The sequence below is a fragment of the Pseudoalteromonas sp. NSLLW218 genome (assembly GCF_015864775.1).
Taxonomy (GTDB): domain Bacteria; phylum Pseudomonadota; class Gammaproteobacteria; order Enterobacterales; family Alteromonadaceae; genus Pseudoalteromonas.
The window spans coordinates 142,364-165,083 of sequence record NZ_JADYWO010000002.1 but is presented as its reverse complement, the minus strand read 5'-3'; the positions used below and the strand labels follow the sequence as shown (position 1 = coordinate 165,083).

The 22,720-nt window shown below is 39.2% G+C and carries 21 protein-coding genes; 4 read left to right on the top strand and 17 right to left on the bottom strand.

Features of this window, described 5'->3' with window-relative positions; translation table 11 throughout:
- Window positions 1-14: 14 nt before the first annotated feature.
- From I6E80_RS03500 to I6E80_RS03465, 8 genes are all read right to left on the bottom strand, one after another.
- A complete protein-coding gene (locus I6E80_RS03500; RefSeq protein ID WP_197184805.1) occupies window positions 15-1,487 on the bottom strand; it encodes a S41 family peptidase in 1,473 nt (490 codons plus the stop codon).
- A gap of 63 nt (window positions 1,488-1,550) precedes the next feature.
- On the bottom strand, window positions 1,551-2,105 hold the full coding sequence (locus I6E80_RS03495) for a GNAT family N-acetyltransferase (RefSeq protein ID WP_197184804.1): 555 nt from the start codon (window positions 2,103-2,105) through the stop codon (window positions 1,551-1,553).
- A 100-nt stretch (window positions 2,106-2,205) separates the two neighbouring features.
- Window positions 2,206-3,444 (bottom strand): sodium:proton antiporter, encoded by a 1,239-nt coding sequence (locus tag I6E80_RS03490; protein WP_197184803.1) that lies wholly within the window; start codon window positions 3,442-3,444, stop codon window positions 2,206-2,208.
- A gap of 189 nt (window positions 3,445-3,633) precedes the next feature.
- The gene (locus I6E80_RS03485) at window positions 3,634-4,176 is read right to left on the bottom strand and encodes a DoxX family protein (protein WP_231616707.1); all 543 of its coding nucleotides are present in this window, start codon (window positions 4,174-4,176) and stop codon (window positions 3,634-3,636) included.
- Window positions 4,177-4,208: 32 nt separating this feature from the next.
- Window positions 4,209-5,036: a DNA-binding domain-containing protein gene (locus I6E80_RS03480; protein ID WP_197184802.1), complete on the bottom strand. Its 828-nt coding sequence runs from the start codon at window positions 5,034-5,036 to the stop codon at window positions 4,209-4,211.
- Window positions 5,036-5,959: a DUF692 domain-containing protein gene (locus I6E80_RS03475; protein WP_197184801.1), complete on the bottom strand. Its 924-nt coding sequence runs from the start codon at window positions 5,957-5,959 to the stop codon at window positions 5,036-5,038. Before I6E80_RS03475 ends, I6E80_RS03480 begins: the two co-directional genes overlap by 1 nt.
- Complete coding sequence (locus tag I6E80_RS03470; RefSeq protein WP_076924258.1) at window positions 5,949-6,296, bottom strand: DUF2282 domain-containing protein; 348 nt, start codon at window positions 6,294-6,296, stop codon at window positions 5,949-5,951. The genes I6E80_RS03475 and I6E80_RS03470 overlap by 11 nt, the downstream gene beginning before the upstream one ends.
- 747 nt (window positions 6,297-7,043) lie before the next feature.
- Complete coding sequence (locus tag I6E80_RS03465) at window positions 7,044-8,564, bottom strand: aldehyde dehydrogenase family protein (RefSeq protein ID WP_197184800.1); 1,521 nt, start codon at window positions 8,562-8,564, stop codon at window positions 7,044-7,046.
- A 172-nt stretch (window positions 8,565-8,736) separates the two neighbouring features.
- Here I6E80_RS03465 and I6E80_RS03460 point away from each other — a divergent pair, with 172 nt between their 5' ends.
- Window positions 8,737-9,630, top strand: coding sequence for an AraC family transcriptional regulator (locus I6E80_RS03460; protein WP_197184799.1), 894 nt, complete (start codon window positions 8,737-8,739; stop codon window positions 9,628-9,630).
- Between the two features lie 84 nt (window positions 9,631-9,714).
- On the opposite strand, the gene I6E80_RS03455 is transcribed toward I6E80_RS03460, so the two are convergent.
- The 4 genes from I6E80_RS03455 to I6E80_RS03440 all read right to left on the bottom strand — a co-directional run bounded on the left by I6E80_RS03455 (window position 9,715) and on the right by I6E80_RS03440 (window position 12,158).
- Window positions 9,715-10,167: a nuclear transport factor 2 family protein gene (locus I6E80_RS03455; RefSeq protein ID WP_024597778.1), complete on the bottom strand. Its 453-nt coding sequence runs from the start codon at window positions 10,165-10,167 to the stop codon at window positions 9,715-9,717.
- Window positions 10,168-10,324: 157 nt separating this feature from the next.
- Entirely contained in the window at window positions 10,325-10,705 is a 381-nt protein-coding gene (locus I6E80_RS03450; RefSeq protein ID WP_002960091.1) for an STAS/SEC14 domain-containing protein, read from the bottom strand.
- Window positions 10,706-10,803: 98 nt separating this feature from the next.
- Complete coding sequence (locus tag I6E80_RS03445) at window positions 10,804-11,496, bottom strand: cupin domain-containing protein (protein ID WP_101163233.1); 693 nt, start codon at window positions 11,494-11,496, stop codon at window positions 10,804-10,806.
- 41 nt (window positions 11,497-11,537) lie between these two features.
- Window positions 11,538-12,158 (bottom strand): glutathione S-transferase family protein, encoded by a 621-nt coding sequence (locus I6E80_RS03440; protein WP_024597780.1) that lies wholly within the window; start codon window positions 12,156-12,158, stop codon window positions 11,538-11,540.
- A 389-nt stretch (window positions 12,159-12,547) separates the two neighbouring features.
- Here I6E80_RS03440 and I6E80_RS03435 point away from each other — a divergent pair, with 389 nt between their 5' ends.
- Complete coding sequence (locus I6E80_RS03435; RefSeq protein ID WP_024597781.1) at window positions 12,548-13,066, top strand: TetR/AcrR family transcriptional regulator; 519 nt, start codon at window positions 12,548-12,550, stop codon at window positions 13,064-13,066.
- Window positions 13,067-13,154: 88 nt separating this feature from the next.
- Here the strand turns inward: I6E80_RS03435 and I6E80_RS03430 are convergent, their stop codons facing one another.
- The 5 genes from I6E80_RS03430 to I6E80_RS03410 all read right to left on the bottom strand — a co-directional run bounded on the left by I6E80_RS03430 (window position 13,155) and on the right by I6E80_RS03410 (window position 20,062).
- Complete coding sequence (locus I6E80_RS03430) at window positions 13,155-14,624, bottom strand: carbon starvation protein A (RefSeq protein WP_024597782.1); 1,470 nt, start codon at window positions 14,622-14,624, stop codon at window positions 13,155-13,157.
- Window positions 14,625-14,881: 257 nt separating this feature from the next.
- Window positions 14,882-15,799, bottom strand: a complete 918-nt coding sequence (locus I6E80_RS03425) for a carbohydrate kinase (protein ID WP_076924267.1) — start codon at window positions 15,797-15,799, stop codon at window positions 14,882-14,884.
- A gap of 2 nt (window positions 15,800-15,801) precedes the next feature.
- The gene (locus tag I6E80_RS03420; protein ID WP_024597784.1) at window positions 15,802-17,325 is read right to left on the bottom strand and encodes a mannitol dehydrogenase family protein; all 1,524 of its coding nucleotides are present in this window, start codon (window positions 17,323-17,325) and stop codon (window positions 15,802-15,804) included.
- Window positions 17,326-17,385: 60 nt separating this feature from the next.
- Window positions 17,386-19,107 (bottom strand): cytosine permease, encoded by a 1,722-nt coding sequence (locus I6E80_RS03415; protein WP_024597785.1) that lies wholly within the window; start codon window positions 19,105-19,107, stop codon window positions 17,386-17,388.
- Window positions 19,108-19,387: 280 nt separating this feature from the next.
- Window positions 19,388-20,062: an HAD family phosphatase gene (locus tag I6E80_RS03410; RefSeq protein WP_024597786.1), complete on the bottom strand. Its 675-nt coding sequence runs from the start codon at window positions 20,060-20,062 to the stop codon at window positions 19,388-19,390.
- A gap of 427 nt (window positions 20,063-20,489) precedes the next feature.
- Here I6E80_RS03410 and I6E80_RS03405 point away from each other — a divergent pair, with 427 nt between their 5' ends.
- Together I6E80_RS03405 and I6E80_RS03400 are read left to right on the top strand one after the other, a co-directional pair.
- Entirely contained in the window at window positions 20,490-22,016 is a 1,527-nt protein-coding gene (locus tag I6E80_RS03405; protein ID WP_197184798.1) for a catalase, read from the top strand.
- A 134-nt stretch (window positions 22,017-22,150) separates the two neighbouring features.
- A complete protein-coding gene (locus I6E80_RS03400; RefSeq protein WP_197184797.1) occupies window positions 22,151-22,666 on the top strand; it encodes an ankyrin repeat domain-containing protein in 516 nt (171 codons plus the stop codon).
- Window positions 22,667-22,720 lie beyond the last annotated feature (54 nt).

The window sequence follows — 22,720 nt, the reverse complement described above, 5'->3', positions numbered from 1 at the left end:
GTTACTAATACAAGTTACAGATTTTTAATCTGCTCAAGCAACACATTAGTTGTCCAGTCAATGCCGTTATATGCAATATTTGGCTTGTAGTAAGACCCTGCCCCTCGCGCTCTGTTTACGTATACTTTGTTAGGTACAATCACTTTCCCCAACCCTGAAGGTAAATCAGCTAAGCGTACTTCCATATACATAGAATCAGCACTGCTTGGCGCACCGAATAACGTTGTATTTTCAAAAAGCTTAAACTTATCAAGCGCATCTAAACAAGCACTGGCGCACTGCGGCGGCACTATAACAAACACTTTGGTTTTAAAGTCAGTAGTTAAAGGATTTTGTGGCATATTATTTAGCGTATTAGTTTCTTGTTCTACATAAAATGGGGCATCATTTTTAAGTGATAAAGCCATACCAGCTGCTACGGTTTTAACTATTTTCAATAATTCAGGCTGATCTTTTACAATCTCTAATAAAGACACTACATGGTCGGTATTATCTTTTGATGCTCTCCACCACACTTGCGTGTTTTGAGATTTATCATTTGCTTTTTGTTCTACTACCTTTTCACCCCATAATTCTTTGGCTATTTGTGAGCTCCAATAAGATGAGCCACCTTGGTTATGACGCAAATCTAATACCACGGCTTTTGCAGTAAGTAACTTGCTACGCTGCTGTTTTATTTTTTCAAACACTTTATTGTAAGCAGCAGTTTGTTTATCGGTTGATGAAAAGCTAGGCATAGCAATCCAAGCAATGTTTTTTTCAGGCCACGTTAAATCAATGGGGAGTTCATCACCGTTATAAGCATTTTCTAAATGCCTGCTTGCTGACTTAGGCCTTACTGACCAATTTAATACGTGTGTATAGGTATCGCCATTGGCTTTAACAAATTCACATTTTTTTAGAGGGGTTAAAAATGGATTACCCTCGTCAATTAGTAACCGCCAACCTTGCTGCCACCAATGCCCAGGTTGTGCAACTTCACCATGAAACTTAAATATTCTCTCACGCATTAAGGTATCGGTACTTTGCCCATCACATTGGCTTACAACGTCGCCTTTACTAATATTGCTGGTTTCGCTGTAATACACTTTTAGCGCATCACCTCGCCATACAGTTCTAAAGCCCGGCCAGCGGCGCGCGGGTCTATCTACACTTGAAAACGCACCAGCGTGACCATCTTGTAAAATAGTGCTAAAGCGCGCAATTGCCGCTACATGCGCCTGCGGCCCACTCGCTTGAGCCGACAATGTAAGTGCCTCCGCTTTTGCTTGATTTAATAAATCAGGGAAAGTTGGGTTATTAACATCAAACATACCAGGGTGATTATGTGCGGTAATACTATAAGCCGCGTTAATATCGCGATCTGTTATGCTGCGCCACTGCTCTGGCGTGACTGGTAATGCTTGGTTTTTAGCTGCATTAACAATAGGTGATATTAGAAAAGCAGCGAGTAATACATAGTTGGTTGTTGTTTTTTTTATAGTCATAAAAATCCATTTAATTATTTACCAAAATAGAGCTGCGGTAGGAGTAACTTCTATACTTTGTAATTATTGTTTAAATTCAGGCTTTAATAACCCATAGCACCTCAAGTCATGAAACTCATTTTTCCAGTAACCACTTGCACGGCGAATACCTTCTTCTTTGAAGCCTAGCTTTTTCAAGACCGACTCTGAGGCAAGATTACCAATCATAGTATCTCCTTGAATTCGGTATAGTTCACCGAATAGAAGTTGATTTGAGAATGCAGCATTAATAACCTCATGTAATGCTTCAGAGGCAAACCCACACCCCCAATACTCAGAAGCTATTTCGTACCCTATGCTGGCATTTTTCATCTTTTGGTTCCATGTATTAAAGCCGCAAGTGCCAATTAACTTACCTGTAGCCTTTAGACGAATAGCCCATCGAATACCAATATTCCCAGTGAAGCGAGCATTGAAAAAATCAATTAATTTAGCTGATTGAGCTTCTGACTTATAAGCCTCTATATCGTAAAATTTAACAACTTCTGCATCTGAATAGATATTTAGAAGTGCTTCACTATCGCTTGCTGATAAGCTAGTAAGTATCAGACGTGCTGTTTCTAGCTCTGGGAAATTCACTTAAGCTCTCCGTGCCATAACCGAGTTTACAAAAACACCCGCGTTAAATTCATTCTATTTGTGCACAAACCATAGCTGAGTTCCTATTTTGGTTCAATTGCTACTTTCTGTTTTTTAACCTAGCGAGCTCTCTTGATTTAATTTTTAGCACTTTAATTTTAGCGCCATACCAATTAGCCATAGGTGCTGCTGCAATACCGTGTATTAACGTGCTCATCCACACTGCATTAATCGCAACTATAAGTATTGAGTGGCCGTATTCGCCTAAAATATCTTTAGAAATAATAAGTGCAAAAAGCGCTGTGGCAAGACCTCGAGGTCCAAAAAACCCCATAAACACTTTTGTTAATACTTTAGCTTTTGTACCAATTAACGATAGGTAAATAGCAAGAGGGCGCACTATAAAAATACTTACCAGAATATAACCAGCAACGGGGAAGGTTAAATGCTCAATAGCTGAAGGCAGTAAACCAAGCCCAATAATAACAAACGAAGACCATATTAACATTTGCCCTTCGCTTTCAGTAAATTGGTATATAAATCGGCAATGCCCTTTTACACTATTACCAAAAGCTAAACCTGCAACAAACGCTGATATAAATCCATTTCCACCCATTAAAGTAGCCATTAAATATGATGTGCCGGTAAGTGCTAAAACGCCAATCCCTTCATATATAGTCGACGATATTTTTTTTGACTCAGAGTATAAAAATAAACGTCCGCTCGAGTATCCCATTAATGCGCCAACCAAAATACCTATAAATATTTGGCTAAATCCAAACACTAACCATGACATTTCATTTTCTTGAGAGCCGGTTTCCATAGCAACTATGCTGGCAAAAAATAATATGACAGGTAATGCTAGCCCGTCATTTAAACCACTTTCAACAGATAGACTTTGTCGCTCGTTTAAAGGTACGCTCTCATTACTAACAACCGCTTGACCTAAAGCTGCATCAGTAGGTGCTAAAATTGCCGCAACTAGGGCTAGCATTGCCCAAGGCCACTGTGGGAAGAATAAATAAGCAAAGCCTGTACCAATCAAAATACTCAACGGCAAACCTATCAATAGCATTCTTAGAGGCCACGTATTTTGCCTTTTTAATCTTCGTAGGTTTATTTGTGAAGCATCTAAAAACAATAATACAACTAGCGATATTTCTGCTATTAAATATACGGTTTCATGTGCGTCTCCAATACTAATAAACCCAAGTTGAGAAACCGCAAAACCAATACCCAAAAATACCATTGGTGCGGTAATAATGGTTGTGGACAGCTTTTTAGCTAGCATAGCGTAAGCACTAACTGAGAAAAGAAGAATGAGTAATCCTATTTCCATTGGGAAATCCTATTAGGCATGGCTTGGTATTTTTATTAGAAAATATCAGGGTTGGGGTTAGCTATATTAAATCAGCACAATTTATTGAGTTAATTTGTATAAGTGTATTTTTAACTTTAATCTAAATAATAACCGGCACCTAAGTGATATTAGCGTGCCGGTTACGTTTAACGTTTAATATATAAAAGCTTATTTAGCTGCTGCACGTTTTGCGTCTAAACCAAGTAACTTATCAATAGACAAAAAGCCAGGTCCACGAGCAAAAATCACTAATAATGAAACAGCCCACCACGATGCAGGATTAATCCAATGATCGAGTGTAGGAAAAACTGCAAGCTGAATAAACAGTGTCATACCAATAAGGCCTAACGCTGCAAAGCGAGAAAACAAACCGATAATCAGTAATATTGGGAGTAACACTTCAACAACACCAGCAACCACAGCAAGCGTTTCAATTACTTTTACAAGAAATGAGCCATCAACATAATCTAAGGTTTGAGGATTACAAAGCTGCAAAGCACCTTCTCTAACAGGATCAGGACAGAAAAATTCATATTTAAATAGGTCGTATTTATCAACATTAAATTGTAAAAAGCCATCCCATTTACTCAATCCAGAGTCGAGGAATACTTTAGCCACCATAAAACGAAGAAAAAACAGTGCAATAGGTTCTAAGAACCGCGATAACTGTTCTCCCATCTGCACGTACAGTTGTTGTATTTTTTTTATCATGCCCATATTTATTCCTACTCTTGTAATGTGTACTAATTGATTTGGATTTCTAATAATTCATTTTGTAAGCATGCTGTAAATGCATCACTCACCTCAAAGTTTTCATCTACCGTTATTGCTGCATCAAAAGCATCTCCTAAAGACCTACCTGTACCTTGTAGAGCCTGCATAAGTGCAACTTCTGCGATAGAAAGAGAGCGGGCTTGCACCGCACCTTGCAAACGCCATAACATAATAAAATCCTCAGCAGAGGATTTAGTTACAACGCCATCATTATTATTTGTTTTTAGCGAAATCCATTCCAAAAAAGCGCTTTCACTCACACTAAGCAACAGCACGCTGGGATTGAGCTTTACATTGAGTTCAGTAAGCTCAATACCTTGTTCCATTAGTTGAGTAACATATTCTATAGTTAAAATTTCAGCTGAATCAGCGCTCATCAAACTCATTAACCATGCGTAATCTAAATGCGCAATCTCAACAAAGTTCATGTATAAATTTGATGTGCTTTGCTGATTTTCAGTAACTTCTAAAATATGTTTATTTTCAAGCTCACCATCTTTAATCAAATCGGCTACAAAGCCAGGAAAGCTTAGTCCGTACCCCACCAAAGTGCCCTGCTCTGGCGGAAAACGGTCAACATAAAGTCGTGCCATTTTACGAAAGTTCTCACTACCTACTTTTTTTTCACACATAGGAAAGTTAGCTATTAATGCATCAACACAGCCTTTATAAAACCCGTTACGATACACAGCTAACCTTTTAATATGCGATGGATTTTCGCAAAAATGCTCCATTTCACTTGGATCGCCAGTTCGCAAATAGCGAGTAAAAGCATCAATATATTGGTTGGTACTCATCAGCGAACCACTTCTTTATGAGATATATTTAAGCGACTTTGTAGCTCACTTTGATTCAAATAGCTTTGCGCAGTTTCCCGCTCGATCATAAGCTCTTCAAACGATGGAATATTCGCATCTCGCTCAACAAGTACTGGTCGCGGACCAAATATCCCAATTGCTTGTTCTAACAAATCCCAAACAGGCGTTGCCACTGGTGCGCCATGGCTGTCTATCAATAGTGACTGACCAAGAGCTGGATCAGGATCGTGCCCTGCAATATGAATTTCTCCAACAAGCTCAGCAGGGATCTGCTTTAAATAATCAAGCGCATCAATACCCGTGTTTTTACTACTGATATATAAGTTATTAATATCGATAAGTAAGCCGCATCCAGTACGCTTCGCTGCCTCAACTAAAAACTGAGGTTCATCCATATCACTTATAAAATCTAAATAGTTACTTGGATTTTCAACTAATATTGACCGACCTATGCCCGCCTGGTAACAGTCAATACCATTAATTAAAGACGCAAGTGCATCTTGGGTGCGAGGTAACGGCATTAAGTCTGCAAAATATTTGCCATCCGACTTAGACCATACAGCGTGTTCAGATACCAGCACTGGCTGAAATTCATCAATTAGCGCTTTTACCCGTTTAGTATGAGCAAGCATAGCTTTATGATCAGAGCCTAACGAGCCGCCAACACCATGAAAACTAATATCAAAGTTTTCACGTACAGCTCTGAGATAATTTAATCGAGGACCACCTGCCACAAAATAATTTTCTGTATGCACTTCAAACCAAAGATTATTATTTGTAGATGGCAGCTCTACGGGTAAAGCTAAAATGTCGTTAAGATGTTCTGGTTTTAAACTGAGACCCGCGCCTAATTGCTCCCCAGCAACAATGTGCTGGGGAAAACCTGCTTTATTAACCTTCAAGCGAACCTTTACCATTAGGAGTTACAATTGATTCACATACACCTTTAGGTGCATATGTCCATGCATTAGCTTGGAAGTCTGTCGTTGAAGTACCTTCACAACTTGTTCCTGCACCTGCTTTACAATCATTTTCACCCGCTAAAGCAATACCAAAACATTTATCTTTACGACCGCGAACTTTATCACCGGCTACCCAGCCTTTAAATTGCTCTTGTACTTTTGCTGAAGCACCTTCTGCAACAGTTAATTGACTATTAGGACCAGCTACTGCGCCTGCGCTTAGAACTGCTGCTGATGCGCCGATTAATAAAGCCTTAGTTAAATTTACTTTTTTCATTTTTATGCTCCGGATTAAAATATTTTTTCTTGTTTTATCAATGATTGTTAATAATACCAATCCGCAATAATACTTAATCATTTTGCGGGACTAAACGTGTCGCTACCTGCGTTAAAAAATTCTCATTTAGAACAACTAAATAGCGAATTTTTTGCCTAGCTATCAACACGTTTTTCCATACTCAAAATAAATCACTTAATTAAGCGAATTGGTATAAAAACACTCATATTTTGATAAACAAGCACAATGGAGATAAGCAATATCGCCGTTTTATCAATTTAATAGACCTATCGTTCTTATAAAAACTTTCAGGTTATTTGCTTACAACGAAAAAACAACTGTAAACAAGAAGTAAATATAGTGGGCTAAGCAGTTAATACAAACATTAGAAAAGCTAACCTAATTATTTTGATAATAAAGAAGCTTGAAAAAGTCCATATTTAGTGGATTAGATGCATTGCGGCACTTTATTCTGGTAATGATCTACAAATAGAAATTTACTCAATTGAGGAAGGATAAAAATATTATTTAAAGGCTCCTTATATTTACACCACTCTATACTCGCTAAATTAGCGTTTTTAAGTAGGACTCGTAAACACCGTCATTATAATGTTATTTTTTGCAACGCTAAAATGTTGGACTATATGGCCGTTACCAACGGTTGATTGCCTATAAAAAAAGCGCTACAAATAGGTAGCGCTGGCATTATTACTTAATGGTTGTTTATTTAAAGCTTAGGCTCTTTATTTAAAAGAAGCCGAGCGGATCTTCGCTGTAGCTCACTAATAGGTTTTTAGTTTGTTGGTAGTGCTCAAGTGCGAGTTTGTGCGTTTCGCGCCCTATTCCTGATTTTTTATAACCACCAAACGCAGCGTGAGCTGGATACATGTGATAACAGTTAGTCCACACTCGCCCTGCTTCTATTTTGCGACCCATACGATAAGCACGATTCATGTTTCTGCTCCACACACCGGCACCTAAACCAAACTCAGAGCTATTGGCAAGCTCGAGGGCTTCAGCTTCATCTTTAAAGGTCGACATTGAAATAACGGGGCCAAAAATCTCTTCTTGGAACACACGCATATCGTTTGTGCCCTTTAATAACGTAGGTTGTATGTAGTAACCACCGTTTAAGTCATCACTTAGCTGCTCTACATTACCGCCAGTGAGTACTTCAGCGCCTTCTTTTTTGCCTATTTCAATGTAGCTCAGTATTTTATCAAATTGCGCTTTTGAAGCTTGTGCGCCAACCATAGTTTCGCTGTCTAGCGGGTTTCCGCGTTTAATTTTTAAGGTACGTTCGAGTATTCGCTCAATAAACTGCTCGTAAATGTCTTCTTGAATAAACAACCTTGATGGGCACGTACACACCTCGCCTTGATTGAAGTAAGCAAGCACGGCGCCTTCAATAGCTTTGGATAAAAACGCATCGTCTTTTTCCATTACATCATTAAAAAATATATTAGGTGATTTACCACCGAGCTCGACCGTTGAAGGAATAATATTTTCAGCAGCGCATTTCAAAATATGTGAGCCCACAGGCGTTGAACCCGTAAATGCAATTTTAGCGATACGCTTGCTTGTTGCCAGTGCTTCACCAGCTTCTTTACCAAAGCCGTTTACTATATTTAATACGCCTGCAGGGAGTAAATCGCCAACTATCTCCATTAAAACTAAAATAGAAGCTGGTGTTTGCTCAGCCGGTTTTAAAATTACACAGTTACCTGCAGCAAGTGCTGGCGCTAGTTTCCAGGCGGCCATTAAAATAGGGAAATTCCACGGAATAATTTGCCCAACCACACCTAGTGGCTCGTGAAAATGATACGCAACGGTGGTTGCGTCTATTTCACCTATAGTGCCGTCTTGCGATCGTAGGCACCCTGCAAAGTAGCGAAAGTGATCTGCCGCTAGCGGAATATCAGCAGCGAGTGTTTCACGAATTGCTTTACCGTTATCCCATGTTTCGGCAACAGCTAGTAACTCTAGGTTTTGCTCAATTCGGTCGGCTATTTTTAGCAGTATGTTACTTCGGTCGGTCACCGACGTTGTGCCCCATTGCTCTCGCACTGCATGCGCTTTATCGAGAGCCAGCTCTATGTCGTCTTTGTCTGAACGCGGTATTTGGCAAAATACCTTACCGTTTACTGGGCTTATATTATCAAAGTATTGGCCATTTACTGGCTTCACCCACTCTCCACCAATGTAGTTCCCGTATTGTTGTTTAAAGTTTACGAGTGCGCCATCGCTACCTGGATTTGCATATATCATGTGTGTGCTCTCTTTATTGTTGTTAGCTAAAGGTCGAACATTTATATAAAACAAAATGCTTTATATTTAATCAATGTTGATTGACATTAAACTAACAAGTACCTAAAAACTTGATTAGCTGTCCACAAAAGTTGTCTGTGAGTCCAAACTAATAAAAACCTAAAGGATTGATATGCACACATCTCAGTTAAACAAAAAACGCCAACAACTTGATGTATTAATAGAAAATAAAGTCACATTCGCTGCAGATAGCAGTGAGTTGAGTATTTACGACACGTATCAAAGCGCGCAAAAGGTAGCACTGCACTCAAACGAGCTGCTGTTTTGTGCCATGCTTAGCGGCAAAAAGGTAATGCACGTAGAAAGCAGCCAATACCATAAAGCATTTTTACCACACGAGTCGTTTGTATTAGCGCCAGAGCAAGGTGTTTTAATTGATTTTCCACAAGCATCAATGCACGCCCCAACCACCTGTTTAGCCATTGAAATTAGCACAGATAAAATAACGAGCGTGGCGAATGCACTTAACATGCAGCAAAACTTTGCACACGATGGCTTATTTGAATATGTACCTCAGTTAGTACATACCCAACATAATATTCAAACGCAGCAATTATTAGAGCGCATGGTGCATTTATTTAGTGAGCAAGGCGCACAGCGACATTACTTGATTGATTTGTCGTTGAACGAATTGATCACCCGTTTATTACAACAACAAAGCCGCGAGCTATTGCTAGCTAGCTGCGATAAGCCACGCCTTAAAACAAAAGTCAGCGATGCCCTGCTTTATATTGAAGAACACTTAAGTGAAACGCTCGACATAAATACCTTATGCAAAATAGCATGTATGAGCCGAAGTAAGTTTTATAAGCAATTTAAACTCGCATTTGGCACTAGCCCAGCCCTTTGGCAGCAACAATTAAGACTTAAAAAAGCGCGTACTCAATTACTACAAGGCCATGCAATTAGCAAAGTTTGCTTTGATGTTGGATTTAATAGCGCGAGCCACTTTAGTCGCCTATTTAAACAAACCTTTGGCATTGCGCCTAAAGAGTGCCGACATTAGCCCTAAAGGGGCATTACCTGAGTTGGCTGATGTAATTTAAACGATTAAAGCCCCATATTACAGGGCTTTAAATTAGAGTTATATCTATTGCTTTATAAAGGTGACACCTTTAGGTATTTCATCTTGGGGTAACCGAGTAGAGTGCATTTGCGATAACAACCATTTATCGCCCACTTTTGATACAACAACGCTTTCTAACCAATAAATATCAATACTTCTTTGAGTGTTTTTAATATTGGCTTTATTCCAGTAATTAATAAATGCAACATCACCCACTACACGCGAATTTATAACACTAAAATAATTAGTTCTTATAAAGTCAGAAGGCTTAACTACATTTATAAAGTCATTAATAGTCCACACTTCACCGTGTTCTAAAAGTAGAAATGAATCATCAACGGCTGCACGCATTTGCGAGTGATCAACGTTAGAAACAGCTAAAAAAAGATCGCTAACTGGCGTGAATATGTTGTTATCTTTTGCATGTATTGATGTAGAAAATATCAGGAATGTAATAAAGGTAAGTACTTGTTTCATTGTTTTTATAATATGTAATTTGCTCAATAATAATGAGTGTATTTTAATAGAGCAGTATTAACAATTGAAATAAAGCGAATGTAACTACTTAATAACGTTACCTATAGAGCAAAAAAGCACTCTATAAGAGTGCTTTAATTTAAGTTTTTAAACCAGGCTATTCGTCTAGCCAATCTATGGCTGCGGTAGCATTTTCAAAGTATTGAACCTCACCCGATATAAACCAGTTACCTATTTTTGCCATTCGAGCTTGCCACTCTTTATTACCGTAAATAGCTACTTTTTTAAATTCTTTAGAGTGCTTAACACCTAACTTTAAGTCATCCCACGCTGCGCGTAGTTCCCAACCTTCAAGTTCGCTACCATCTATTAAGGCGTTCACGACTGGATGCTTAACTTCGCCAAGAGCTGAATTTATCATTGGGGTAATTATTTTGTAGTCGTCGTGAGTAAGCGTACCAACGGCTTTAAGTTTTAAAAAAAACTCTCTTCCTGCACGTTCAAGACCAATCGATAAACCATGTGTTGTGTGTACCATTACTGCTCTCCTTAAATAGGCTGAGCGGTAAAAGTACACCTTCTAAAATTAATTAGTCCTGAACTAAATCAATAAATAATCTCAAATAAACGACTGATTTACGCATTTTGTACGCGAGATATCTGGTTTTCTACATCAGTTAAATGGCCCGTTTTAAGCCATACTTTTGCGCCATTACTTCCCGCCTTAACGTTAATGGAGCTATTAATAGGCACTCTTAACCAACTGTTTTTTACAAAGGTATCGGCTTGCTCATCAAATGAACCTTCAAGTACTAGCAGTTCTGCTCCACCTTTTGCGTTTATAACCATGCTGGCGTTGGGCTTAAAGTGCAACAAGCTTACGTCTTCAAAGTCGTCTTTGTACAAAGGAGTTACAGCTACATTTTTAAAACTAGGGTGCGCCGTACTTTGCATCAAGTCCGTTTGTAAACGCACGTGGGTTCTATCATCAGGCTGAAACTGCCATAACTTTACAAATATAACGCAGCCATTTTCAGACCCCGGTTTGTGCTTTGATTGCGGTGGGTTACGGATATAAGAACCTGCCACAAAGTCACCATGCTCATCTTGAAATACCCCTTCAAGTACAACAAACTCCTCACCGCCGGTGTGTACATGCGGCGAAAATTCACTGCCTGGTGCATAACGAACAATGGTCGTGGCGCGAGCAACTTCGTCACCCACACGGTCCAGTGCTCGTCTATCAACGCCCGCCATTGGCGATGCAACCCACGGGAGCGTTTCGCTGTGTACAACAACTCGTTTACTAAAATCGGCAGCAATTTTCATATTTGGCTCCTAACCGTAACTCCACTTAAACTTTAAACTAATTACGCCGCAACACTTGGGCGTTTTGCTACTTTTTCTTGCCATGCTAATAAATGAGTTAACTCATTCGGGATTGCTATTTGTGCAAATCCAGCAAATACCAGCCCAGCATACAATGTAATATCAGCAATACTAAACTGCTCACCAGCAACAAACGCCGACTGCGCTAGTACATCATTAAAATAGCTAAACCCTTGGCGTGCTTTTTCACCTTGTTTTTCACCCCAAGCCACATTTTGATACGTTTCAAGCTCTGGACCTAAGCCATCAGTTGCATGATGAAAGTAAGTTGCCACAGCGTCAAGCACCATAGACTCTGCACGCTTTTGCATCATGTTAATTACTGCTCGCTCTTTTGCGGTTTCACCCATTAATGACGGGCCTTCAAATGCGGTATCAATATACTCAGTAATAGCGGTACTTTCTGATATAAACGTGCCGTCATCTAGCTCTAATACGGGCACACCTGCTAGTGGATTCTTAGCTAAGAAGGCTTCTGTTCTGTGCTCACCATTTAATAAATCAACAGGTACAAACTCAACATTTGAAGTGGCATTTTTTTCAGCTAAAGCGATACGAACACGAAGTGGATTTGGAAAGTTTTCTACATCATAAATTTTCATAGCAATCTCTATCTTTATTGTTTAAAAGTGAATTAGTGGCAGAAACCTACCTACCGATAGGTAATTTATAATATTAAACTAAATTTAAGTCAACGTTTAAATTTTTCTGATGTATAGGATTTAACTTAATTCATTGTAAAATTAGGGGGTTGCTTAAAAATAAAATCGCTTGTAAATAACTACCTACTGGTCGATAATTTTACTATACCAATTGCATTAAATAGGTGACCTATTATTACGCTAAGAAAATAGCGCAATAACAAGGCGAAAATTATGACATATAGTTGTTCTATATGAGTAATTTTTAACGCAGTTAGTAAGTTATTTAATGCGATAGAATGATCATGTTTTAATAAAATTGGTATTGCTACGGATAGGAAATATTAAAAATGAGTAAAAAAGAAGCTTTATTAAAAGCAGCTGAAAACAAGGTACGCCTTGGCGGGTACAGCAATTTTAGCTTTAGAGAGCTTGCCAGCGAAGTTGGAATTAAAAGCGCCAGTGTGCACTATCACTTTCCGACTAAGGCCGATTTAGGTGCAGAGCTTGCTCATCAATATACAAATTCTTTTTTAGCTGCGTTAGGCGAGCCAAGCGAGCTTAAAGCTAGCGGTAAAAATCCTATTGATGTGTACACTCAGCTTTTTAGAAGTGCTTTAGTTACCGACCGAAAAATGTGTTTATGTGGGTTACTAGGAGCCGAAAGCGATAGCCTTCCAGATAAAGTACGCCTTGAAGTAAAACGCTTTTTTAATCAAAACCTAACATGGCTTAGCGCTGCGCACCTAGCTAATGGTGAGCTTAACCCTACTAAAGCGGCTATTCAAACAGTGAGCTTGCTTGAGGGCGCTATGATGATAAGCAAAACGCTCGACGATAACAGTTACTTTGAACTTGCAACTCAGTAATACCTAAATTTAGTGCACAAAAAAAAGCGAGCTATTCATTATGAATAGCTCGCTTTTTTAATGCTAGAAATAACTTATGTGATTATTATTAAACCGCTGTTGGTTTAACTTTATGCTTAGAGTGCACAATTGCTAAAACAATTAAGCCAATCACTGTCACTACAGCGCCAATAGGTTTACCTAAATCGCTTGATAAGTTAAGACCAATTGCTGCAGTGCCAATATAAGAAACCGTTACCGCTGTTGCTATAACAGCAGGAACACTCGCAATCCAGTGGAATGCTCCACGGTCAAACAAGTACTTAGTGGCAAGCCATAATACGCTTGTAGAAAGCAGCATGTTTGAAAATGCAAAGTAGCGCCAAATTAACGAGAAATCGAGTTTCGTCATAAAGTATGCAATAGCAAGTATAGGTACCGCTACCAATAAGCGGTTACGTAAACTTTGCGGAATATTAAACGCATCAACAACGGTTAAACGTAGTGAGCGGAACGCTGTATCGCCAGAAGTAATCGGGAAAACGGCTACTGCAATAATTGCCATTATACCGCCAAATACACCTAAGTAACTGTTAGCTACATGGTTTACAACTAAACCTGGACCACCTTGATCAAGCAATGCTTTTAAGCCAGCGTAACCATCTGGGAACGCTGCAATACCTGCAAGTGCCCATACACAACCAACAATACCTTCACACATCATAGCGCCGTAATAAACTGGGCGTACGTATTTTTCGTTAGTTAAACAGCGCGCAATAATTGGCGCTTGAGTAGAGTGAAAACCACTAATAGCACCACAGGTAATTGTTATAAATAGCAATGGCCACGTTGGTAACCCATCTGGGTTTGGTTCTAAAAAGTCATGTGCGTGGTCAGCTTCAAAGTAAGCTAAAAAGTCACTTGGAACAGGCAAGTGCGGCGCATTAATAAGTAATGAAATAGCAATTGCCACTGTCATTACAATCATTAGCGCACCAAAAATTGGGTAAAACTTTGTTATTATTTTATCAATTGGTAGCAAGGTAGCTAAAAAGTAATACGCTAAAATAGCAAGTACCCAAAAGGTGTTATTTGCCAGTATTGTACCTTCAAAAAAATCAAGGTTACTTAACAAACCTGCAGGGCTCATAATAAATACTACACCTACAAAAAACAGTAGCATGGCAGTAAATATAAGCATAAAGCCTTTAAATACCACATTGTAATAATGGCCTGCGATTTCTGGTAAGCTTTTACCATCTTCTTTTATACTCATTACACCTGAGAAGAAGTCGTGTACAGCACCACCTAAAACATTACCAAGTACAATCCATACCAATGCAACAGGTCCGTATAAAGCACCTAAAATTGGGCCAAATATTGGACCTACGCCTGCTATGTTTAAAAACTGAATTAAAAATGCTCTTACAGGGTGGATAGCTACGTAATCAACACCTTCGCTAAAGCGTTTTTGTGGTGTATCAACGGTTGAATCCAAGCCTGCTTGCTTTTCAACAAATGGGCTATAAAACTTATAGCCCAGTATTAAAATGGTAAGGCAGATAAAAAAGATGATCATAAAGCACGTTTCTCTTTTTGTATGTGTGTTATAGAGCGCATGTGTGTCGCCCCGCCTGTTCAATCCGTGAATAATCGACGATTTTATCAAAGCGTCATAACCCTAACAATAAGACGTTTAGCTAATACAATAATCGATATAAGTCACTATTTACGCAACATGCACACTTAACACTCACTTATCGCCTACGTCTTATTTTAGGCACAAAAAAAGCGGTTAAACTTTTACGTATAACCGCTTTCACACACAATGTTTTTTTAAAGTGGGTTCATAAACTCACTAATTTGTTGATGCGTTAAAGTAGGTGTTGCACCAGAGCTTTCGGCGACCATAGCGCCAACAGCACATGCAAAGTCAACGGCATATTGCGCGTCGTCGTTGCTACAAAGCTGATATATTAACGAACCTAAAAACGAATCCCCTGCGCCAACAGTATCAATTACGCTAATTAAATAACCTGAATTATAAAAATTATCGCCTTTGATTGTTAACAAAGCACCGTGGCTACCTTTGGTTACACATAAGTAATCGGTATTTGTTTGCTGTGCAATAAACGCTAAATTTTGTTCAAGCGAATGAAACTTACAACCCATCGCTTTTGCTATTTCGTATAGCTCTTCATCATTTAATTTAATAAAGTCTGCTTTATTCATTAAATCTACAAGTGTTTCTAGCTTGTAATGCGGTGCACGCAGGTTTACGTCAAACACTTTGAAGTTTGCTACATCAACTAATTGATTTAATGTTGCTAAAGACGCTTCGCTTCGCCCAATTAAGCTGCCAAATACAAATACATCGCTACTTTTAACTTTACTAAGTAACTCATCTGTAAGCGCTATATTATCCCACGCAGTGTCTGCAACTATTTCATAACTTGCAGAACCTCCACTGTCGAGCGTTACCTCAACCGTGCTAGTTTTTTTATCACTATTGATAGCAATGTATTCGCAGCTTACGCCTTTGCTAGTAATTTCGCCTAGTAGCTCAGCGCCTAACTCGTCGTTACCAACAGCGCTGATCATATCGGCTTTAATGCCTAGTGAGTTAATACGCACACACATATTAAGTGGCGCGCCACCTAAGCGTTTACCTGAATCAAAACAATCCCACAGCACTTCGCCAAAACAGCTAACACTTACGGTTTCACTTGATTTATGATTAATTAAAATGCTCATAATTAGTTACTCTTTTGATCAAGTACAGCCTGCATAATGGCTTTAATTTTACTATTAGGTGCATACAACGCAGCAATCGACTTTTTATATTCAGCAGTAAATGCTTCGTTATGCTCAAGCTTACCAAACAAGCTCGTTAACTTTAAAAATGCAGTCGGGCTAGTTTGAGTCTCTTGAGCGTAAGAATTAAGCTCTTTGTGCATCGCATCTTGAATTTCAAGCTTTTCGCCGTTTTCACTTAAACCTTTATCGCTGTATAAGCACCAAGTAGCAATAACAAGCGTTGCCAGTGACACATCTCGACCTTGTACTAGGTTTTCGTTAATTGTGGCAATTAAAAACTTAGGCAATTTAGCTGAGCTTTCACTGCAAATACGCGCTAGGCTATCTTTAATATTAGGATTAGCAAAACGCTCTATTAACGTATCTTTGTAGCTTTCAAGGTCAATGCCTTCAAGTGGTTCAAGATTTGGCGTTACTTCTTTATCCATAAAAGCACGTAGGTATGTGGCAAATAATTCATCAGATACCGTTTCGTCAATAGTGCCGTAGCCATGGATTGAACCTAATAAACCAAGTACAGAATGCCCTGCATTAAGTAAACGTATTTTCATGGTTTCATAAGGCGTTACATCAGTAACAAACTGTGCACCAACAACATCCCAATTTGGACGAGAGTCACTAAATGTGTCCTCTATTACCCATTGTGTAAACGACTCACAAGTAATTGGCCACTCGTCGCTAACACCATATGCATCAACCACGTAATCAATATCACTCTTTTTAGATACCGGTGTAATACGGTCAACCATCGCATTTGGAAACGATACGTTTTGCTCAATCCACTCACTTAGGTTTTTGTCTTGCTCTGTAGCAAAGGCTAAAAGCATTTTGCGTGTTACGTTACCGTTGTGCTGAATGTTATCGCACGACTGCACTGTAAATGCGCCTAAACCTTGCTCTTTACGCAGTTTTAACGCAGCAGTAATGTAACCAAACGCTGTAATTGGGTCGTTCGGGTTATTAATGTCGTTAATAATATCAGGATTGCTGTAATCAAACTCGCCCGTTGCAGGGTTAAAGTTGTAGCCGCCTTCGGTAATAGTAAGCGACACAATTTTAGTATCGCTGTGCGCTAACTTATTAATTACCGCTTGTTTGTCCTCTGGAGCAAACAAAAAGTCGATCATTGAACCAATTACTTTGTTATCTATTGTACCGTCTGGGTGTCTAACAGTAAGCGTATAAAGGTAATCTTGCTGCTTTAAAATATCACGCAGACCACGGTTACCCTCTAAAAGACCAACACCACATATGCCCCATTGCTCAGAGCCTGGGGTTTTTAAAAGCTCGTTAACATATACCGCTTGATGAGCACGATGAAAACCGCCCACGCCAATATGAACAATACCGGCTTTAACTGCGCTACGGTCGTAGGTTGGTGTATCAACATGGCTTGGTAATTGAGCCAAGCTTTGTTGGTTTAGCCCTGTAACTAGAGCGTCAGTGTGTTGATGTTGCGTCATGGTGCGACCTTACTAAACAAAAATAAAATATAAATTACGATACTGTATTACGATAAGTAATTACGATGCTGTATTGAGTACTTTATGGCGTTTTAACGACCAGTACGCAGTAACAAAATAAATAACAGTACAAATAAAACAGGCTATTTCGAACTGCGATTTATTAGCGCTGTACATACTCATAGTTTCACTGAAAAACATTACCTGGCTGGCAAATATAAAAATAATAATCAGTGAAACCGTAGAAACTGCATTAAGTACTTTGGTAAATACAGAGCTATCAATTACTGGCTTTGGAATGTCTTTCGCTTCAGCAGCTTGATACTCTTTAATATCACGTTGCTCTTGCTCTTCTGCTGCAATCTCTTGTGTGTAATCTTCATCGGCTCCGTATTTTTTAGCTAATAGCGTGTAAATAACGATTGTGAAAATCCACGTAGGAATAAACAAGTAGTAAAACGACATTACATCAATAGCGTTTAAACCAAAGCCAAACACAAGCGCTAACGCCCAAGATGCTATAGCCGGTACGCTGCGGGTAATATTTTTATATTTAGCCCAGTAACGAGTTAAGCCAATTTTAGGAAATAACACATGCTCAGCAAACACAATGCCGCCTACTGGAACAACTAATAAGCCTGCGTAGGTAAGTAGCGGAAGCATTTGTGAAAATACAAACGGGAAGCACGCAATAATTACGGTTACAACACCCACAATAGCGGTGGTGCGTTCACGTGATTGATTAACAAATATAGATTGCGCTGCAAGGCCTGCGCGGTAAAGGTTTGCGTTAGCTGTAGTCCAACCGGCAATAATTACAATAACAAAACCAGTCCAACCTAATGCATGGTATGCAACATCGCCCGGATCAAGTGATGAAATAGTTGTTTTAAGTAATACCGCAACACCTGCGCCCATAATACCGGCAGAGATCCACGCTAAGTAATGACCAAAAAACATGCCCACACCAGAAAATAAGCCATAGCTTTTGCGTTTAGCAAATCTAAAAATAGCCATGTCGATTAAACCAAAGTGAGTAATTGAGTTAGCAGCCCATGCAAAGCCAATCACTTCTAATAGGCCTATGCCCTTTTCACCATCGGCATTGGTGCCCGTCCATATGGAGGAGTCGCCTATGGTCATAAAGTCGCTAAAGCTAGTTAAAGAAGTAGAACCTAATACGTGATTTGAAAGTTCAGGGAATAACGCGAACGAACCTGCAATAAATATAACAAATAGCCACGGCGCACACAGTTTCGAAAAGTCAGCAACCGTAGAAAAGCCATACATAGCAACAAACACAACAATAGAGCCAACAGCTAAAACAATGGCTACAAACCAAAAGCTATTTGGATACCAATCAAGTTGCGCTGGTATATCAAACAAAAACCGCACGGCGGTGGAGGATACCGTGATCATCGCGGCCGATATAACACTAAAAATAACCACGTTAGCCCAGTTATAGAGCTTGGTCATAGAGTTACCAGCAATTTTGTTTAAGTAGTTATATAAACTTAAGCGGGTTTCTACTGCAATGGGTGCAGTAATTAGCCACCAAGAACACATTGCTAACAGGTTACCTATTAATAAACCCAGTAGAATGTCGATGGTTGAAGCGCCTAATGCAACAAACGTTGCGCCAATAACAAATTCAGTAGCCGCAACATGTTCGCCGGCATATAGCCCTGCAAAATGTTTCCAGCCGTGAAGCTTATTATTAGCAACAGGAAGTTGCTCTTCGTTTACATCTTTAAATGTTTGTGTGTGTGGACTCGTTGCCATGGTATTTCCTATTGTTAACAGCAAAGCATTTGATACTAATCTGCATAACTATTTGAATAATTTAACGAGTTAAATAAACCCCATATTCAAGCAGATTGGTATAGTACCTAAATACTTTGCCTTTTATAATTTGGTTTATAAACGCATGATGTTTTGCCGTGTTCTATTTATTTTTAGTAAAGCAAAACCATCTACATTTATATTTTGCGTTTGCTTACCTGTCAGTGAGTAAGGCGAGCAAATCGCGTTTAAAACTTTGTGTATTTAAAAAGCTGCGTGTTTACTGCTTTTTAAGTGCAGGGTATGCACTAAAAAAATCTTGCCAATGCGTTAAATGATCAACATTTGGGTAAGCACTGCGCACATGATTAACAGAGCCTTGCATATGTTGCCCACCGCTGTAATGCAGCACTTGCATGTTGGCATCAATTCCTGCATTTACGCCTGCTTTACTGTCTTCAATCACTAAACAATGCGCTGGCTTTACACCCATTTGTTTAGCTGCATGTAAAAATAAATCGGGTGCTGGTTTACCACGCTTAACTTCGCTGCTGGTAAAAACCGTATCGCTAAAGTACTTACTTAAACTCACTACGCTCAACGCTTTTGCGGTGCGTGCTGGGCTGCTGCTAGTGGCTATACAAATAGGCACAGCTAAATTGTTAAGTACGTCGTTTATACCGTCGGTCGTGGTTAGCCCTGTTTCAAATTCGTTTAACAGTGCTTCGCGGTAGTCACCTTCAAAGCTTTCAGGAAGAGTGACATTAAATGCATCCGCTATTTTTTGGCTTACTGTTTTAAAGTTGCAGCCTAAAAAGTGTTGCTGTACATAAGCACGGTCAATCTCAACGCCTTTTTCAACAAGCATATTAATGAGTACTTGTGCGCTTAAAATTTCGCTATCAATAACAACGCCATCACAATCAAATATCACCAGCTCAATGTTAGTATTCATCTTGTCACCTTATTAAAACTGTTTGGTTTAGCTAATTTAAGTATAACGAGTTAAGCGCGATTAATATTGTGCAACTTTTTAGTGCAACTCAACAATGAGCACAAGCCCAGGAGTTGAGCATATTCCCTTTATTGCACGAATATGTCAACACACTGTAAGTATAAAACGCACCAGCTTGGTGAAAATACGCTCAGATAAAACTAAAAACCTTTGTATTTAATCAACTTTATAAAAGCATATTGCGACCAAGGTCGTAGTAAAAAAATTCCGTTAACGTAAAAAGTGCTCCTGTTAATTTATTTCATCTGTTTTACAAATCACATCAATCTAATTAATCAGTTTTACCGAAGTTAATAAAATCAATACTATCGTTAACAGATTAACAGCCTGCACCACTGCCGGCACTTTTAAATAGATGAGGTCGACAATGAATACTCAAATAAACAAAACAAAATTAACACTAACTGCACTAGCACTTGCAATGGCATTACCGGCAAGCGCAGCAACAACACTTACTAAAGATAACGGCGCAGCTGTTGGCGACAACCAAAATTCAATTACTGCTGGCGAACGTGGCAGTGTATTACTAGAAGACGTGCAACTAATTCAAAAACTGCAACGCTTTGCACGTGAGCGTATTCCTGAGCGTGTTGTGCATGCTCGTGGTACCGGCGCACACGGTGTGTTTGTAGCATCAAAAGAGCTAGACGATTTAACAATTGCAGCACCGTTTACACAAGCTGGTAAAGAAACAGACGTATTTGTTCGCTTTTCATCAGTAATCCACTCTAAAGGTAGCCCAGAAACACTGCGCGACCCACGTGGCTTTGCAACTAAGTTTTACACAGATCAAGGTAACTGGGATTTAGTAGGTAATAACTTACCGGTGTTCTTTATTCGCGATGCAATTAAATTTCCAGACATGGTTCACTCTTTAAAACCATCTCCGGTTGATAACATTCAAGATCCTAACCGTGTATTTGACTTTTTCTCGCACGAACCAGGTTCTACACAAATGCTAACGTGGGTTTACAGCGACTACGGAACACCAGCAAGTCTTCGTAAAATGGACGGTTGGGGTGTACATGCATACAAAATGATTAATAAATCGGGTGATGTTAAATACGTTAAGTTTCATTGGGTAAGCCAACAAGGTATTGATAACCTTGATGCTAAAGAAGTAGCTAAAGTACAAAGCCAAAACTTTCAGCATTTAACACAAGATTTATACACTGAAATAAACAAAGGCAATTTCCCTAAATGGGATCTGTACATTAAAACGCTTGATCCATCACAACTTGATGACTTTGATTACAACCCATTAGATGCAACAAAAATGTGGCTAGACATTAAAGAAACTAAAGTAGGAACAATGACGTTAAACCGTATGCCAACTAACTTCTTCCAATCTACGGAACAAGTAGCAATGGCACCGGCAAACATTATTCCTGGTATTGAGCCATCAGAAGATCGTTTATTACAAGGTCGTATGTTTTCATACGCTGATACACAAATGTACCGCCTAGGTGCTAACCACCAGCAATTGCCAATCAACCGTGCAAAAGTTGACGTAGTTAACTACAACCAAGACGGCGCAATGAATATTGGTAACACAACAAGCAATGTGAACTACCAGCCAAGCCAAGAAAACGTAGCTGAAAACCCAATTGCACGCAGAAGTAATACAGAGCTTAAAGGCTACGTACAACAAGCAGCGATTAAAAAGCAGCAAAACTTTGCTCAAGCCGGTGTTTTATACCGTGGCTTTAGCAAGCAAGAACGTACAAATCTAGTTAATAACCTAGCGGGTGATTTAGGTAAAGTGCAAAACAGCGATGTTAAACACAAAATGCTTAGTCACTTTTACAAAGCTGATACTGAATACGGTACACGCTTAACAAAAGCTGTAAAAGGCGATATTAAAATGGTTAAACAACTAGCAGCTAACTTGTAAGTAGCTAGTTGAAGGTATTTAGTTGTAAGTAAGCAGTTGTAAAAATTAGTCCCAACTAAGCAAGCAGCTATATAAACAACCACAATTATGAGGAAGGGATAAACCCCTTCCTCTTTTTATAAGAGGCAATTGTTATGCGTAATTTATTAATTATAGTCGCTCTACTGCTGAGCTTTACCAGTAGCGTTTACGCTCAAAATACTCCCAATACACAAACGTCTAGTACGCAAGCTGAAAACCAAAACTCTGCAAAAACTCAATACGACAGCTTATTTGCTTATTATTTTGCCGCAGCACGTACCAACGACACCGCTGTAATAGAGCAATTTGTAGATGCCGGTATTCCTATCGACAGCTACAACAATAAAGGCTACACCGCGTTAATGATTGCCACTTATCACGGTAATAAAGACACGGTTAACACGCTTTTACACTTAGGTGCTAATGCCTGCATGGAAGACAACCGAGGCAACACTGCACTTATGGCTGCTATATTCAGAGGTGAATTTAGTATTGCTAAAACACTCGTATCACTTGATTGCGACAACGCGCATCAAAACAAAGCCGGCCAAACAGCAGAGCAATTTGCACAAACCTTTGGTCAACAAAAAGTTATAGAGTTACTAGCACAGGTAAATAATGCAAAGTAATCTGCGCGCAACAAAAAGCCCTAAAATAATAGGGCTTTTGATTTACTAAATATA

What these genes read in the sequence shown, in the direction of transcription:
- I6E80_RS03500 (WP_197184805.1), bottom strand. Translation starts at nt 1,487, where the DNA reads ATGACTATAAAAAAAACAACAACCAACTATGTATTACTCGCTGCTTTT.
- I6E80_RS03490 (WP_197184803.1), bottom strand. Translation starts at nt 3,444, where the DNA reads ATGGAAATAGGATTACTCATTCTTCTTTTCTCAGTTAGTGCTTACGCT.
- I6E80_RS03485 (WP_231616707.1), bottom strand. Translation starts at nt 4,176, where the DNA reads ATGATAAAAAAAATACAACAACTGTACGTGCAGATGGGAGAACAGTTA.
- I6E80_RS03480 (WP_197184802.1), bottom strand. Translation starts at nt 5,036, where the DNA reads ATGAGTACCAACCAATATATTGATGCTTTTACTCGCTATTTGCGAACT.
- I6E80_RS03470 (WP_076924258.1), bottom strand. Translation starts at nt 6,296, where the DNA reads ATGAAAAAAGTAAATTTAACTAAGGCTTTATTAATCGGCGCATCAGCA.
- I6E80_RS03465 (WP_197184800.1), bottom strand. Translation starts at nt 8,564, where the DNA reads ATGATATATGCAAATCCAGGTAGCGATGGCGCACTCGTAAACTTTAAA.
- I6E80_RS03460 (WP_197184799.1), top strand. Translation starts at nt 8,737, where the DNA reads ATGCACACATCTCAGTTAAACAAAAAACGCCAACAACTTGATGTATTA.
- I6E80_RS03455 (WP_024597778.1), bottom strand. Translation starts at nt 10,167, where the DNA reads ATGAAACAAGTACTTACCTTTATTACATTCCTGATATTTTCTACATCA.
- I6E80_RS03450 (WP_002960091.1), bottom strand. Translation starts at nt 10,705, where the DNA reads ATGGTACACACAACACATGGTTTATCGATTGGTCTTGAACGTGCAGGA.
- I6E80_RS03445 (WP_101163233.1), bottom strand. Translation starts at nt 11,496, where the DNA reads ATGAAAATTGCTGCCGATTTTAGTAAACGAGTTGTTGTACACAGCGAA.
- I6E80_RS03440 (WP_024597780.1), bottom strand. Translation starts at nt 12,158, where the DNA reads ATGAAAATTTATGATGTAGAAAACTTTCCAAATCCACTTCGTGTTCGT.
- I6E80_RS03435 (WP_024597781.1), top strand. Translation starts at nt 12,548, where the DNA reads ATGAGTAAAAAAGAAGCTTTATTAAAAGCAGCTGAAAACAAGGTACGC.
- I6E80_RS03430 (WP_024597782.1), bottom strand. Translation starts at nt 14,624, where the DNA reads ATGATCATCTTTTTTATCTGCCTTACCATTTTAATACTGGGCTATAAG.
- I6E80_RS03425 (WP_076924267.1), bottom strand. Translation starts at nt 15,799, where the DNA reads ATGAGCATTTTAATTAATCATAAATCAAGTGAAACCGTAAGTGTTAGC.
- I6E80_RS03420 (WP_024597784.1), bottom strand. Translation starts at nt 17,325, where the DNA reads ATGACGCAACATCAACACACTGACGCTCTAGTTACAGGGCTAAACCAA.
- I6E80_RS03415 (WP_024597785.1), bottom strand. Translation starts at nt 19,107, where the DNA reads ATGGCAACGAGTCCACACACACAAACATTTAAAGATGTAAACGAAGAG.
- I6E80_RS03410 (WP_024597786.1), bottom strand. Translation starts at nt 20,062, where the DNA reads ATGAATACTAACATTGAGCTGGTGATATTTGATTGTGATGGCGTTGTT.
- I6E80_RS03405 (WP_197184798.1), top strand. Translation starts at nt 20,490, where the DNA reads ATGAATACTCAAATAAACAAAACAAAATTAACACTAACTGCACTAGCA.
- I6E80_RS03400 (WP_197184797.1), top strand. Translation starts at nt 22,151, where the DNA reads ATGCGTAATTTATTAATTATAGTCGCTCTACTGCTGAGCTTTACCAGT.